The organism is Ruegeria sp. CH11, from assembly GCF_056537105.1.
Map to the genome: position 1 here is coordinate 1 of NZ_JBQFQX010000027.1, position 15105 is coordinate 15105.

At 53.4% G+C, this 15105-nt stretch carries 16 protein-coding genes; 10 read left to right on the forward strand and 6 right to left on the reverse strand.

The window, feature by feature from the left end:
• Positions 1-57: 57 nt before the first annotated feature.
• The 3 genes from ACR0LX_RS21995 to ACR0LX_RS22005 form a co-directional block, all read right to left on the reverse strand.
• Complete coding sequence (locus ACR0LX_RS21995) at positions 58-669, reverse strand: GNAT family N-acetyltransferase (protein WP_480785486.1); 612 nt, start codon at positions 667-669, stop codon at positions 58-60.
• 8 nt (positions 670-677) lie between these two features.
• Entirely contained in the window at positions 678-938 is a 261-nt protein-coding gene (locus ACR0LX_RS22000; RefSeq protein WP_480785487.1) for a hypothetical protein, read from the reverse strand.
• Positions 939-1013: 75 nt separating this feature from the next.
• Complete coding sequence (locus ACR0LX_RS22005; protein ID WP_480785488.1) at positions 1014-2333, reverse strand: RNA polymerase factor sigma-54; 1320 nt, start codon at positions 2331-2333, stop codon at positions 1014-1016.
• Positions 2334-2578: 245 nt separating this feature from the next.
• Between ACR0LX_RS22005 and ACR0LX_RS22010 the strand changes: the two genes are divergently transcribed.
• Entirely contained in the window at positions 2579-3424 is an 846-nt protein-coding gene (locus tag ACR0LX_RS22010) for a hypothetical protein (RefSeq protein WP_480785489.1), read from the forward strand.
• On the opposite strand, the gene ACR0LX_RS22015 is transcribed toward ACR0LX_RS22010, so the two are convergent.
• The 3 genes from ACR0LX_RS22015 to ACR0LX_RS22025 are packed head-to-tail and all read right to left on the reverse strand — an operon-like array spanning position 3421 to position 5042.
• Positions 3421-3600: a hypothetical protein gene (locus tag ACR0LX_RS22015; RefSeq protein WP_170759004.1), complete on the reverse strand. Its 180-nt coding sequence runs from the start codon at positions 3598-3600 to the stop codon at positions 3421-3423. The two genes, ACR0LX_RS22010 and ACR0LX_RS22015, sit on opposite strands and share 4 nt — an antisense overlap.
• Before the next feature lie 30 nt (positions 3601-3630).
• The gene (locus ACR0LX_RS22020; RefSeq protein ID WP_480785490.1) at positions 3631-4761 is read right to left on the reverse strand and encodes a WD40 repeat domain-containing protein; all 1131 of its coding nucleotides are present in this window, start codon (positions 4759-4761) and stop codon (positions 3631-3633) included.
• Positions 4761-5042 carry a hypothetical protein gene (locus ACR0LX_RS22025; RefSeq protein ID WP_480785491.1) on the reverse strand — a complete coding sequence of 94 codons (282 nt, stop codon included), beginning with the start codon at positions 5040-5042 and terminating at the stop codon, positions 4761-4763. The genes ACR0LX_RS22020 and ACR0LX_RS22025 overlap by 1 nt, the downstream gene beginning before the upstream one ends.
• A 39-nt stretch (positions 5043-5081) precedes the next feature.
• Here ACR0LX_RS22025 and ACR0LX_RS22030 point away from each other — a divergent pair, with 39 nt between their 5' ends.
• The 9 genes from ACR0LX_RS22030 to ACR0LX_RS22070 all read left to right on the forward strand — a co-directional run bounded on the left by ACR0LX_RS22030 (position 5082) and on the right by ACR0LX_RS22070 (position 15103).
• Positions 5082-5378 (forward strand): hypothetical protein, encoded by a 297-nt coding sequence (locus ACR0LX_RS22030; RefSeq protein WP_480785492.1) that lies wholly within the window; start codon positions 5082-5084, stop codon positions 5376-5378.
• Between the two features lie 964 nt (positions 5379-6342).
• A complete protein-coding gene (locus tag ACR0LX_RS22035) occupies positions 6343-8007 on the forward strand; it encodes an aromatic/alkene/methane monooxygenase hydroxylase/oxygenase subunit alpha (RefSeq protein ID WP_480785493.1) in 1665 nt (554 codons plus the stop codon).
• An 85-nt stretch (positions 8008-8092) separates the two neighbouring features.
• A complete protein-coding gene (locus ACR0LX_RS22040; RefSeq protein ID WP_480785494.1) occupies positions 8093-9151 on the forward strand; it encodes a 2Fe-2S iron-sulfur cluster-binding protein in 1059 nt (352 codons plus the stop codon).
• Between the two features lie 51 nt (positions 9152-9202).
• Positions 9203-10267, forward strand: coding sequence for an aromatic/alkene monooxygenase hydroxylase subunit beta (locus tag ACR0LX_RS22045; protein WP_480613272.1), 1065 nt, complete (start codon positions 9203-9205; stop codon positions 10265-10267).
• 19 nt (positions 10268-10286) lie between these two features.
• Positions 10287-10658 carry an MmoB/DmpM family protein gene (locus ACR0LX_RS22050; protein WP_170759017.1) on the forward strand — a complete coding sequence of 124 codons (372 nt, stop codon included), beginning with the start codon at positions 10287-10289 and terminating at the stop codon, positions 10656-10658.
• 88 nt (positions 10659-10746) lie between these two features.
• A complete protein-coding gene (locus ACR0LX_RS22055; RefSeq protein WP_480613274.1) occupies positions 10747-11772 on the forward strand; it encodes an amidohydrolase family protein in 1026 nt (341 codons plus the stop codon).
• Positions 11773-11776: 4 nt separating this feature from the next.
• On the forward strand, positions 11777-12580 hold the full coding sequence (locus tag ACR0LX_RS22060) for an iron-sulfur cluster assembly protein (protein ID WP_480785495.1): 804 nt from the start codon (positions 11777-11779) through the stop codon (positions 12578-12580).
• Between the two features lie 71 nt (positions 12581-12651).
• Positions 12652-14289, forward strand: coding sequence for a chaperonin GroEL (groEL, locus tag ACR0LX_RS22065; RefSeq protein ID WP_480785496.1), 1638 nt, complete (start codon positions 12652-12654; stop codon positions 14287-14289).
• A gap of 58 nt (positions 14290-14347) precedes the next feature.
• On the forward strand, positions 14348-15103 hold the full coding sequence (locus ACR0LX_RS22070) for an SDR family NAD(P)-dependent oxidoreductase (protein ID WP_480785497.1): 756 nt from the start codon (positions 14348-14350) through the stop codon (positions 15101-15103).
• The last annotated feature ends 2 nt before the right edge of the window (positions 15104-15105 follow it).

The following is a 15105-nucleotide window of genomic DNA, read 5'->3' on the forward strand; positions in this document are numbered from 1 at the left end:
GCATCACGCGTATGGCAATCTCGCCGCGATTGGCGATCAGGATCTTGTTGAAGTCGGTCATTGCGGGTCCCGGTCTTGGTGGTTTGGCCTTTTTGTAGGCGGATCAGGGGGTGGGTATGGGGCGCTGCGCAAACAAGTGAAGCCCTTTGACAGTCCCTCGGATTGCTTTCGCGACAAGCGGAACCGCCTGAATTCCATCGCTTTGCCATGGGCGAAAGAGAAGCGTTTGAAAGGCGTAGAGGTTTCCTCGAAACCGGCACCAAGCATTAGAAGGATGGAGACGGTGTTGTGCGCCAAACAACAGGCTTCTACGTGTTGTACGCTCATTGGCAACTGTTCCAGAAAACAACGGACAGCCCATCTGCCTATGCCTTTGGCTTGCATATCGCAGCGCAGCCAGAAAGAAAGTTCGGTTCCTAGGCTGACAATGCCGATCACCTCTTCACCGATGCAAATCGCGCTAGCGATTACATCCGCATCGGCTAGAAAGCTGGTATATTCCTGTAGGGACGTATGATCGATGGGTATCGGCAAAGCCGCCAGCCACTTCAGCAGACCCCGATCTCGCAGAGCCTTGCGAATGGCTGTTGCATCCGAGCGACGGTAGGGACGCAAATATGCCTTGCCGACACAAGTAAGAGGGGTGCTGGAAGAGCCTTTTCTGGTCATGGGCAAGATCATGGGTGATGCCCTGCGTTGGGTCGCGTTTCGATCGGGCATCCAACGGGAGACGCAATAAAGAAGGTAGAGCACGATGGCGTGCCGCTGTTGTCGATCAGCGCCAGTTTGAACGCGGATTCCAGACCAAACAGGCACGCGAAGTCAGAACCGTCGAAATCCAGGCGTTTCGCCGCGAACGGGTCAAAGTCCGTTGTGCGGAAGTCTACAGGCAGGTTTTCACCCCGAACGCGGATATTGTGGTGTGCCGCTTTGGCCATTCTAGTCTTTCCCTGGGTTGCCTCATTGGTGATCGATACGCTGATGTATCTGTTTTCACGGTTTCTGCGGGTGGTTCAGTCGGGCGAACACTGCGGCAAGAGAAGCATCGACAGTTCTGCGTGTTTTCGGCGCAAAGCCGGCGCACTCAATCCGATCGACTGGCGATATTTAGTGACAGTTCGTCTGGAAAGGTCCAATCCGGCCTCGCTCAGAATTCGGAAAATCTCGGTATCGCTGAGAGGAGCGCGCTTGTCTTCGCGCGCAATTGCCTTTCGGATTATCTGAAGCGCGACATGCTTTGTTCGGGGTTGCCCGCGATACATGACCGGTGCGCAAAACAGGGATCTCAACGCAATGTTCCCTTGTGGACATTGTAGCCTGAGCCCGGTCAGGATGCGGCTTACCGTTGCTTCGCTGACACCTATATCATCCGCTACTTCGCTCATGCGCATTGGGCGCAGGGCGGCGTATCCTTTGGTCGGGAAATCATGCTGCCGCACAAAAATAGCCTTGATTACGGCTAAAGTGGTCGAGCTTCGCAGGTCGAGGGCTGCCTTGAACGATTTTGCGGAATTCACCAGCTCGCCCAGCTGTGATGAATGGGAAAGGTCATCGCCGTTCTGCGACATTGACGACAGCATGAGACGAACACTGGGAAAGCTGGACCTGTTGAGCTCAATTACCAGTTCACGGTCAACGATCGTTAGGGTGGCGTCACAGTCCCGCAAAAGTGCTTCATCATATTGAAACCTGGTTCCGGGCTTTGGGTCCATCCGCCGGATGTGTTGCAAGCAGCGTGCCACATCGCGTGTGTCCGCATGCAAGCGTTTTGCCAACTTTTGGAGGTCAAACTCCAAAAGGTCATCTAAATGCGTGATCAACTGATCCATCAGATCATCCAGCAGTCCGCGATCGATGGCCTGAAGCCTCAGGCAGTCGCGCAGATCTCGTGCAAACAAGCCAACCGGCTCGAGGGTTTGAAGATGGCGCAATACGCGCTCACATTGTGCCTCGTCATACCCGGCATTGCGAGCAACCGCTTTGACGGGTTTTCCCAGCCAGCCGCTTGGTTCGATTTCCGCCAGTAACGCCAGCGCGATTTCCACTTCTGCCTCTGAGCTTAAGATAAGCGGGAGTTGCTCGGACACATGATGATAAAGGCTTACGCGGGTATCACATGACACTTCGGGGCCTTCCTGGAAATCGCGCGGCGGGCAAATGGTTCCAAGGTCATGGGTTGCCCGATCGGCGGTGACAAACGGGTTGCTATCAATCATCTCTGACAAGTGATCAAGCATATCCGCCTTGGACATGCGCATCACGTCGAAGGCCTGAATCACTGACCGGTTCAACGCGCGTGTCTGACTTGGTTTTGGCGTAAGGATCAATCCCATTGGTCCGTCCTTCGCAACATTCCTTCTGGTTGTTGCAGACGCGGATCAGGCGACATCAAACGCGGCCGGGCAATAGTGTCTTGTCGCACGAGCGATCGTTGATAAATTGGCGTCGGCAAAGAGAGAAAACCACCGTCATGCAGATTGACACTGGACAAGACAAACCGATTTCTTTCGAACGGAGTTATCCTGGCATCTCGCCGCAACTTATAGCCCGAACCCGCCAATTGTGGTCGGCGAAAGGTTTGGATCTCGACGAAACCTGGAACAAAACGATCGTTCGGTTTCGCGGTTTCCAAAGCGGCAGAAACTGGGTGCATGACGGTGATAGCGGACCGATCGACAACTTTTTTATGTTCGACCAGGCGGTAATGTGGGTTGCGTCTTTGCACGCAAGTGCCACTGCAGCTGAGAGCGTTGCGGATACCGGGCTCAGCGCGCCGCAATGGGCGGCGCTGCGTGCGTTGACGTTTCGAATGATCGAGCAGTTGGACGCGATCCGGCTGCTGTTCCTGACCGATCTTCCGACGCCTTCGATGCAAATCGCCCGCTCTCTTTCCGAGGACGTGGACATGGCATTGGCCTTTGTGTCCCGGCCCAAGCTTGCGAAGCGGTTTGTCGAGTGTGGAACGGTAGACGAAGCCAACGAATTCTGGCGGCGTCATATCGCCGGCGGCCGCGCCTATAAGGCCGTGAGTGAACAGCTCTATCGGGCTGGATTGGAACTGAACCAGAGCGAAGAATACGGTAATTGGCGCCGTCAAGTTCAAACGATCCTGAGCGCTGCCGTGCATACGTCGTATCGTTCGCCCGCAGCGTACCGAGAACCGACTGCGCCCGGACGGTTCAGCGAAACCGGAGATTGCCTTTATTTCGTGACGCTTCGTTTGCAAGAGATGTGTGCCTATTCTCATGGTCTTCGCGCAGAGTTTTCCGAGGACCTGTCGACTATCAGTAGGAACGGTCAAAATGATGCAGAGGCCGATTTGCATAGACTGACACCTGCGATCTCACAGATCACGATGGATCAGCTGCGGTGGACCCTGGATTCCGGATCCACCGACCTAGTGTCTGCCGACCTCGGGTTTTAGTGTTTGATTTCTTCCTGCGGCCCGATCTGGTTCTTTGCGATCCATTGAGCCGCCATGACCAACGCCCCCATGGCAAAGTCTTTGCCATGCTCGTCGATCATTTCTTCGGCGATTTTGGATAGCTGCGCAAAGTAGCGATCTTTGCTCTGTTCTTCGGGTGTGAGTTTGTTGTCCATCGTACATCCCCTTTTCTTTGCTTGGTGGAACTATTTGAACATCTGGGCAGGAAACGTGACCATCGCGGCCTTGCCCGAGGCGAACCCGATGGCGAGGTGCTCTCCGGTTTTTGACCAGCTCAGACTGTTGACTGATGTGTCGCGCTCATGATGAAGCATCATGTCCTGTGACGTGCCGATACGCGCCAGCGTCACCAGCCCGCTGGCATAGCCGGTGGCGACGATGTTTCGCTCGGGGTGTGCTGCGATCGAATTCAGCACGACAAATCCGGGTTTGCCGGTCGTAAGCGGAGTGCCGGGTTTGTCATCGACCGGCAGATCGCTCATATCCCATCCTGCCAACCGGTAGGCCCCCGAGGTCACCAAAGCAATGCCGGCTTCGCTGAATGCGACGTCGCGGACCGGGTTTGGATAGCCCTCGACGCACTGAACCGAGCGCTGAGCAATGTCAATGATGTAGAACCTGTTTTCTGCCGAAGCGCAGACCAGATGGTGGCCAGATTTTTGCCAGACGAGGCCTGTTATGTCGCCAGGACAGGAAATGACAGTTGGTGTGTCGTTGGTGGCGGTGAGCGGAACGATGCTCAGAGTGCCCGCCCCCCAAGCGGCGGTCGTCCGGCCATCTGCCGCCACGGTCAGACACGAAATCGGGTGGTCAAGCTTGAACTCGGCCTGCACGACCATTTCAGCCGGGTCGACAAGTTCGAGTACATTGCCTCGTGCAATCGCCAGCAGGTCGCCGAACTGACTGGCAGAAATTGCTGTAACCGGCTTTGGCTGTGGTTGCAGCTTACGCACGATCTGGCCGCCCGCCGTGATCTGCTGGACGGCTCCGTCCATATCAATGGCAGCAAAGCCCAGTGTACCAAACCGAACGACAGGCAGATCGGTTCGTACCGCGATGTCGGGGGTTAAAAGTGGCGCGACCGGATTCTCGCGCGGGCGTATAGTCGTGCGACCAGTGTCCAATTCCAGACGCGTGCGGACTTTTGGACTTTCCGCATCATTTGTCGATGCCAGCGCGACCTTGCCCGCCGAGTGTATGAAGATCGCCGCGGTATCATCGTGATTGAATGCGATTTGAGTGATTTCGCCATTGAGTGTCCATTCTCTTGCCAAAAGGCTAAAAAGAGATAATCCAGAAGCGCTATTTTCAGCCATCAACTTTCCTCCAGTTTCGCCAATGATTCGAGTTTTTCGTCTATACCGGCAACGTCTCTTTCAAGAGAAGCTATTCGTCTCTGACTGTTTTCCAATTCGAATTCGAATTGAGAATTGGTGCTTTCCATTTCAATGGAATCTGGATTCTTCGCCAAAAGAATTTCGACCCTGGATCTGCGCTGAAGAAGCCGCAAGAACCTTGTTTTTTCTTGGGAAAGTTGACTGACGATATGTGTTCTCTTCCGAAAGAGTTCGGCGGTTTTTTCTGATTGACCGGACATCTAATTTCCTTCTATGGCTTGTTCGTTCAGAATTGAATTATGAAAAACAGAAGGCAAAATGAAATGAGAGAAATTGCAACAAAGAAGTTCTTTGAGACCTTGAACGCAGTTAGTTTGGATATCTTGGGGCCGGAAAGCGCTATTGTTGATGCAACGCGCAGGGCTCTGAATGATCCCGCGCCGGAAAACCTTGTTATGGTGCAAGAGGCACTTATGGATGCCAGTGAAGACCAAAGAGAGGCCATTATGCGCAAGGTGCATTCGCGATTGCGAAACAATATCGAGGCGATTTGGGATCAGTTGCCTTATGCAAATATAGCAGCTCGTCCAAATTGATGGACTTATGCTAAATGCATACACTTTCCGGGTGCTCATTTTTGATAGCGCAAGTTCCATGCAATACCTGTCTGATCGCATACGGCATTCCGTACACGGGTTCGTTTGAGGCCCATTGTGAAAGCACTTGGGGAGCTCGGTTTCCTATCGGCTGAGTTTTGTCCCAATCGATTTTCGGCGATCAAATTACCATCAATACCATGCGTGACAAAGATCAAATCTTGACATTATGCATCATAGATTCATCTTTTTTTTACGATCTATGAAAAATCAGTTTCGTATCGTTACATATGTAAAATCGGATGGTTTCATAACTTTACAGTTCAGAAAAACGAAAAGATCCCGGTGCGCATAATGCGAATCATTTTGCGCTCAAAAACTGTGCATCTCAATCCGGTGCAAACAGCTACTGCCCAACATGCCGACTTTTGTCCTGATCCAACCCCAGTCGGGTATGTCGAACACATTTCCAAAGTGTAAACATGGCGAAACAAGTGTAACGATCGTAAAGAACCTTTACGATTTTGATACGTATTGGATTGGAGAAGAAATCGCCCTGACATTGGCGGAATGAAAAGCCAATAAAGAAATCCAAATTTATTTTTGTTTAATTTTAACGAGTTAATAGAAGCTTTCGTCAAAAGTTCAATAATTGCAACGCCCCGTGCCAGATTTGGCACGGCGCTTGCATGTACTCCCTTATAACGCCGCGTTTCCGAAATTTGGAAACCACCAAGAACGAAGGAACAGGGAGGTTCCATTTGCAATACCGATGCCAGTTCGCCCGAGCAACGTACGGCAGCAAGCAAATGGTCATACTACCTAAAACCTTTGCCGTGATCCGACTGGCCGGGTCTTTCAAGCGCATTTCGATGTGCTTGCAGAACCTGGGCCTATCAACTGGCAGCAAGCTGCTGCCTCCAACCGACCGTGCAAACGGTCAGAGCTGAAGGAGGCTCATGGCATGGCGATTACGCTAAATAAGATTACTTCCCAACGGGGAATTTCGGTGGGGGAAGCCACCAAGAAAATCTCTGATTTGGGCTGGAATCCAACTTACGTTCAGGAAGCGAACACCTTTCCGACCGACTACAAGATCACGAAAGCCCCCCGCGACCCAATGAAACAGGTCTTGCGTTCCTATTTCCCGATGGAAGAGGAAAAAGACAACCGGGTTTACGGTGCATTGGATGCGGCACTGCGCGGCGATATGTTCCGCAATGTCGAGCCGCGCTGGATCGAATGGATGAAGCTTTTTCTGGCCATCATCCCATTCCCGGAAATCTCCGCGGCCCGCTCGATGGCAATGGTTGCCCGTCTGGCGCCAGGCGAAGACCTGCGCACCGGCTTTACCATGCAGATGGTCGATGAATTCCGTCATTCCACAATTCAGATGAACCTGAAGAAGTGGTACATGGAGAACTACATCGATCCGGCCGGGTTCGACATTACCGAAGAAGCATTCGGTAAGTGCTATGCGACGACCATTGGTCGTCAGTTTGGCGAAGGCTTCATCACCGGCGACACCATGACCGCCGCGTGTATGTATCTGACAGTTGTTGCCGAAACAGCGTTCACCAACACGTTGTTCGTTGCCATGCCGTCAGAGGCAGCACGAAACGGCGACTACGCTCTGCCGACCGTGTTCCTGTCGGTGCAGTCGGACGAAAGCCGCCACATCGGTAACGGCCACTCGTTGCTTATGGCTGCGCTGAAGGAGCCTGATAACCATCAGTTGCTGGAACGCGACCTGCGTTACGCCTTCTGGCAGAACCACGCCATCGTCGATGCGGCCATTGGTACGTTCATCGAATACGGTACCACCAACCGTGACAAGGAGAAAGAATCCTACGCGGAAATGTGGCACCGGTGGATCTTTGAAGACTACTACCGCACCTACATGCTGCCGCTCGAAAAGTATGGCGTCAAAGTTCATCACGACGATGTTCAAGAGGCCTGGAAGCGGATCACTGAGAAGAACTATGTCCACAAGGTCGCCCAGTTCTTTGCAGTCGGCTGGCCGGTGAACTTCTGGCGGATTGAAGCTCAGACCGAGAAAGACTTTGAATGGTTTGAGCACAAGTATCCGGGTTGGTACGCCGAATTTGGCGATTTCTGGAAGTGGTATGCGAAGCTCAGCGTTCCCGGTCAGAAGGTGATCACCTTCAACGAAGAGGTCGGCTATGTCTATCCGCATCGTTGCTGGTCTTGCCTGGTGCCATGTCTGATCCGCGAGGACATTGTTGTAGATGAGATTGACGGTGAACTGCACACCTTTGCGCATGAGCTTGATCGCTGGACCGCTGTAGAAGCGTTCTCGGATGAATACCAAGGTCGCCCAACCCCGGCCATGGGCAAGTTCTCGGGCAAGCGTGAATGGGAAACCGTCTATGACGGCTGGGATCTGGCTGACGCCATTCAGGATCTCAACTTTGTCCGCGAAGACGGCAAAACCCTGGTGCCGCAGCCGCATCTGCGCTTCGACAACAAGGACATGTGGACGCTTGACGATGTGCGCGGCAATACGCTGGGCTCGCCGCTCAAAGCTCTGCGTGGAATGTCCTCGTCCGAACGCGAAGCGCATCTGGCGGACTACCGCGCCGGCTTCACGATCACACCGTTCAATTAAACGCAACTACCGCGGGGGCCAAACGGCCCCTGCATCCCGCAATTCGAAGCCGCAAAGAGGTTTCGAACCACAGGAGACACGAGAAATGAGTGACGTATACAACGTCCGACTTGAGCCGGTTGGCGTGGAGTTTGAGGTCGAAGAAGAGGAAACCATCCTCGACGCCGCATTCCGCCAGGGCATCGCGCTGCCGCACGGTTGCAAGGAAGGACAGTGTTCAGCCTGCAAATGTGTTCAACTGGATGGTGAGACCGAAATGTTGAAGTATTCAACGTTCGCTCTCAATGATTTCGAGAAAGACAGCGGTCATATCCTAATGTGCCGGGCGCTGGCTTATAGCGATGTCGAAATCGAACTCCTAAACTATGATGAAGAGGTTTTGTCGAAATCCATTTCGGTCAAAGAATTTGATGGCCGCATTGTCGATTTCCAAAAGCTAACCCACGACATTCGCGGTGTGGAAATTGAAATTGATGCACCGCTTAAATTTTGGGCGGGGCAATATGTCGACATCACGGTCACCACCGAAAAAGGGGAGGAGATTACACGTTCGTTCTCCATGGCAAATACGCCGAGCGAAGCCCAAAAACTCTCCTTCATCATCAAAAAGTACCCGGACGGAAGATTCTCAAACGAACTTGACGCCGGGGGAATCAAAAAAGGCGCGACGGTCAAAATCAGCGGACCCTACGGAATGTGCTTCCGTCGAGAAGACCGAAAAGGACCGGTGATTTTAGTGGGTGCCGGATCCGGAATGTCGCCCGTCTGGTCGATCCTGAATGACCAGATCAGCAGTGGAGAAGATCGTCCGATCTACTTCTTCTACGGTGCGCGAACACAAGATGACCTGTTCAAACTGGGCGAAATCTCTGATCTGACAGGCTCCAACGGAAATGTCCGGTTCATTCCGGTCCTGAGCCACGCGGATGAGGACACATCCTGGGACGGAGAACGCGGTTTTGTACATGAGACAGTCGACCGGTTCCTGAAGGAACTGGATGCGGAAGGCGAGGGCGATGTCTATGCCTGTGGACCGCCCCCGATGATCGACGCGCTGACGCCTGTTCTGTTCATGAACGACTTCGATGCAGATCGGATTTTCTACGACAAGTTCACACCGACTTCTGGTTCATCGGCTCACTGATGCTGGGCTGATCACTAGTCATGTGAATGAAACCAACCAAGGGAGGCTACAATGGTAGCTACATCAAGTTCTGTCGGTTCTGGAGCCGCGGGTGCCGCAACATTCGTCGGATCCACTAGCCGCAAATACAATTACTTTGAACCCCGGGGAAAACGGGCCACCCACTACGAAGACGTTACCGTCGACGTGCAACCTGATCCCGAACGCTATTTGATCCAGAACTGGATCATCGAGTTTGAAGGCGGCAAGGGTGGGGGTGCTTATCAAAAGGACAACACCGCGGCTCTGAGCTCCAACTGGCATGCGTTCCGTGCGCCGGATCAGGAATGGGAGCGGACCCATTATCAACGGCAGTCCAAAATCTGTTCGATGGTAAAAGCGGTCATCGACAATGCCCGCAAGGCAGGCGCCCATACCGCCTTCGACAAAACCTGGGAACGAATTCTACAGACCCATCTGGGTGCGTGGAAACACGCCGAGTTTGGTCTTGGCACGTCGTTGATGCAAGCGCAGCGCTATGGCTACACGCAAATGATCAACAACGCGACGCTGACCAATTCGTCCTACAAGATGCGCCTGTGTCAGGACATTACGCTTTACCTGGCCGAGATCGGAATGGACATCGACGGCTGGAATGACGAGCTGGGCAAAAAGGCGTGGATGGAAGACCAGATCTGGCAGCCTTGCCGCGAAGCCATCGAAACGATCATGGGGTCCGAGGATTATCTTGAGCAGTACTTTGCGATCAACCTGATCTTTGAACCGCTGGTTGGCGAACTCGTACGGTCCGGTTTTTTCATGCAAGCCGCTGCCGCAAACAACGACTTCATTACTCCTCCGGTTATCTCGGCCGCCGAAGCGGACTATGAGAGGAACCTCGCGAACGCAATTGATCTGGTCTATCTGCTGGCCAATGACGAAGAACATTCTGCCCATAACAAGGCGTTGTTCCAGTCCTGGATCAAGAAGCATGGCGATCTTGCTGACAAAGCTGCCAAGGCGCTGCAGCCGATCTGGTCGCAGCCTCATTCCAAGCCGGTTTCATTCGAAGACGTCAAAGCTGTTTCCCATGAGCGGGTCAGCCAGATCCTCAACGAACTCGGCCTGAGCCGCTAACCAACAGGAGTTAAAGCCAATGTCGAATGTAGCACGCGACGCATCGCAAGGTAACATTTTCAAATCCATGAAGGATATTGAATTCAAGCAGACCATCTCGGACCAATGCGGCGTGACGATGAATGACTCGGTCGAGGCGCGCGCCATCGCTGAGTACATGAACGAAGATCCGAACGTCACGGTCACGCACAATCCGGCAACGATCCGGGTAGATGGCCGAGGAAAACTGATCTTCAAGATGGACGAAATCAGCGAGTTCCTGGGCCGGGAAATGACCGCTGAAATCTTCGAGGTGAACACGTCCACGCACTACGGACGTATGGTGCGCGTCGATGACAACACCGTCGTTCTGTTCGGAAACATGGACGACGTTTTCGAGTACATCGAGTAACCGGACCGAGGTTCAGGCCCGTGCAAGGCTCGGGCCTGAACCCCTCTAGATCGTGATCTGAACTTTCGGAATACCCCAGGAGGAACAAATGTTTAAAACCAAGGATGGCAAAGAGATTTTTGTGGTCGACGGTCACACCCATTTTTGGGACGGCAGTCCGGAAAATCAAAGCAATGTTCACGGCAAACAGTTTATCGACTGTTTCTATGCCTATCACACCAACCTAAGCCCGCCAGAGCAGCTTTGGGAAAAGGGACGCTTCGAGAAATACTCGGAAGATGACGTGTATCGCGATCTCTTCGTGGACGGACCTGATGATGTCGCCATCATCCAGTCGACATACCTGCGGGACTTCTACAAAAACGGATTTTCCAGCATCGAGCGCAGCACATCAATGGCAGCGCGCCACCCTGAACGCTTTATTGTGAACGGATCGTTCGATCCGCGCGATGGCGAGAAGGCACTGGAATACATCCACTACATGAAAGAGAATTTCGACATTCAGGGCGTGAAAATGTACACGGCTGAATGGAATGGTGAAAGCAAAGGTTGGGCGCTGAACGATCCCGCAGCCTACAAGTGCTTCGAGCTCTGCGAAAAGCTGGGTATCAAGAACATTCACGTCCACAAGGGCCCGACCATCATACCGCTTAGCAAGGATGCGTTTGATGTCCATGACGTTGACCACGCAGCAACTGATTTCCAGAATCTGAACTGGATCATCGAGCATTGCGGTCTGCCGCGTCTGGATGATTTCTGCTGGATCGCGACCCAGGAAACGAATGTCTACGGCGGTTTGGCGGTTGCGCTTCCCTTTATCTTCTCGCGCCCCCGCTACTTTGGTGAGGTTATTGCCGAGCTGTTGTGGTGGGTCGGAGAGGACAAGCTTCTGTTTGGTTCGGACTACGCTATCTGGACCCCACAGTGGCTGGTTGAGCAGTTCTGGGACTATCAGATTCCGGAAGACATTTCCGCCGAACGTGGCGGTGTGCAACTGACAGATGAGATCAAGGAGAAGATTCTCGGTCTGAATGCGGCGAAGCTTTACAACATCGATGTTGAGGCAAAGAAAAAGCAACTCAGCGCCGCCCCAGTCCAGATAGCAGCGGAGTGATCCGATGACTTTGGAGATGCTTAAGGACGAACTGGAACTCGAAATCTGGCAGCAGCTGGATCTTGTGACTGACCCAGAGTTGGACGAGCCCATCACAGAGATGGGATTTGTGGAACTCGTTGAAGTCGATTTGGATTCAAAAGTGGTGGAAGTTGAGTTTAGGCTTCCGACTTATTGGTGTTCTCCAAATTTCGCTTTTCTCATGGCATTCGACATTCGCCATGAGATTGGCAGGCTGAAATGGGTTCAAGGTGTCAAAGTCACCTTGAACGACCACTGTTTCGCTGATCGGGTCAATGAAGGCGTCAACGGTGAAAAAGACTTCAACGAAGTATTCCGGGAGTATTGCAACGGCGAAGAGTTGAGTGCCGTTCGAAACAAGTTTCTAGAAAAGGCTTTCATCCGCCGTCAAGAGACGGTCTTGCTCGCCTTGGAAGAGCGTGGCTTTTCCAGTGAAAAGATTGTCGACATGACGTTGGAGAAGTTGGATTCGATCCGCTTCGACAGCGGTGAAGAAGAAAAGCAAAAACCACGATATCGTTCGTTGTTGGTGTCCAGGGGACTGGCAAAGACAGCAAGCGATCGGGCTTTTGTGACCTGGGATGGTGAGCGGCTGACGTCCAGTGGCCTACGGGAATACCTCGGCAAGCTGCGTGGCGTTCGGATCAATATGGAGTTCAACGGCGCACTGTGTCGTGGGCTTCAATCCACCCGGTACAAGGAAGTCGAGATTGGTGAAGATGGACCAACGCTGATCGACTTCATCCAGAACCGAGTTCCACCGAGAGGGGCCGAAGCGCACAGCTAAGAGCACACCGCAACTCGCAATCGAATACAGCAAACAAGTCATCGACACGCAAGCGATGGCAAGGAGAAGTTATGTCTAAACTACTGATACACAACGGAACTGCCCGGCAAGCATTGGCCAAAGGTGTTTCGAAACTGGCCGCGGCGGTGGAGCCGACGTTGGGACCCAAAGGTCTGAACGCAATGATAGATCGGCCAGTTGGTACGCCGCTGGTCACGCGCGATGGGGTTTCGATCGCGTCGGAAATCGAACTGTCTGATCGGTTCGAAAACATGGGCGCACAAGTGGTGCGGGAAGTCTCGATGCAGACGAATGAAGTTGCAGGCGACGGCACCACAACTGCGATCGTTCTGGCCAATGCATTAATCCAGAAGGGGGTCGAAATTACAGCCAGCGGTGTTAAACCGGTCGACCTGTGCAAAGGTATTGAGCTGGCCGTTGAAAAGATCATTGATGGTCTAGATAAATCGTCCCGGTCTTGTGACGACAACCCGGCCTATCTCGAAGCAGTAGCGCGGGTGTCGGCGACTGATCCCGAACTCGGCTCACTGGTCGCCGAAGCGTTCAAGCGCGTCGGCAAAGAGGGTGTCATAACTGCAGATTTCGCCGTGACCATCGACACGACGCTCGAGGTTGTCGAGGGTATGTCCTTTGATCGTGGGTACATTTCACACCATATGGTTACGGATCAGGACAATATGGAGGCGGTTCTGGACCACCCTCTGATCTTGATGACGGATCACAAGATCCTGCACCCGGAAATACTCGATAAAGCGCGCACAATCGCAGATCAACAAAATCGCCCACTGTTGATTGTGGCTGAAGAGATTGCTCCGGAAGTCGTAATTGCGCTGATGGACGGGGGCGGTGCGGGCAAGTACCTGATCGTCCATCCGCCTGAATATGGCCACTGGCGCGCTGCCATGATGGACGACCTGGCGATCATGACCGGCGGCGAAGTTCTGGCGCGTGATCTTGGAAAGAAAATCGAAAATGTTACGCTGACCCAACTGGGGGGTGCCCAGAAGGTCAAGGTCAGCTCGTCGATGACTAGCGTATTGCGGGGCGAGGGCGACCCGGCAGCGATCCGTGCCAGAAGGGCCCAGGTTCAGCGCCAACATGATGTAGCGCCTCCAAACATCGAACAGGACAAGTTGCGCGAAAGGGTTTCGAAACTGTCCGGCGGGACGGCGGTAATCTATGCGGGCGGGTTCACCCCGGTCGAACAGAAACGCAAAATTCAGCTGATCGAAGATTCCCTTTGCGCTGTTCGTGCCGCTTCTGAAGATGGTGTCGTTGCAGGAGGTGGTACCGCGCTGGCACAAATCGGGGTGGTGCTGGATGACATTGTCTCGGCCAACGAGGGCGACGTCAAAAAAGGGGTAGAGCTAGTCCGGTCTGTCCTGACCCAGCCGGTACAAAGGATAGCCAGCAATGCGGGCGCAGACCCGGTAGCTGTCGTTGCTTCGGTCATCTCGGCGCAGCAAGGCCACGGCTACGACGCGTCATCTGGTGAGTTCCGCGACATGTATGACGCTGGAATTATTGACCCGGTGCGTGTGACGGCAAGCGCATTGGTAAATGCGACGTCTGTTGCGACCCTCATCCTGACAACCGAAACACTGGTCGGTGATCTCTCCGAAGGCGAAGCCGACCCGACCGAAGGACCGGCCCTAGGCGGTGGCGCCGAGTTGCTGGGCCGCCCTTAAAATGCGCCGATCGGCCAAAGAGCCGACGAAACATCGACCTGATTAATAGGAGGAAATCATGACTACCAACAGACTTGAAGGGAAAACAGCGATCGTTTCCGGGGGATCCCGTGGGATTGGCCGCGGCATCGCGCTGGCGTTGGCTTCGCAAGGTGCGGACATAGCGTTCTGTCACTTCCGGGACGACGAAAAAGCCAAGGAAACCAAGGATGCAATCAAATCTTTGGGGCGCAAAGTCTATGCACAAGAGTGTGACGTGTCGTCGGTGCAGTCCATCCAGGATTTCTACGCCTCTGCAAAATCCGCCGTCGGTGAAATTGATATCCTGGTAAACAATGCTGGTCACAATATCACCGAGTCCTTTGAAGACATAAGCGAAGACAGCTTTTCGCGGATGTTGGACGTGCATGTGAAAGGCACGTTCTTCATGGCGCAAACCGTCTATCGTGACATGGTAAAGCGCGGCAGCGGCAGGATTATCAATATTACCTCGCAACTGGCATATAAAGGTGCTCCGACGCTGACACATTATTGTGCGGCCAAGGGTGCAAATGCCACTTTTACCCGCGCGCTGGCATTGGAAAGTGCCGATACAGGCGTGCTGGTCAATGCGGTTGCTCCGGGGGTTACAAACACAGACCTGCTGACGCCGCTGTCGCAGGAACTTCTTGACACGCTGAAGGCCGCGATTCCGCTTGAGCGTTTTGCAGAGGTCGAGGAGATCGCTCCTGCGGTAGTGCTGCTGGCGTCACCCGAAGGTAGCTTCTTCCATGGAAGCTGTATCTCACCGAACGGTGGTGAGGTGATGTTCTAAAC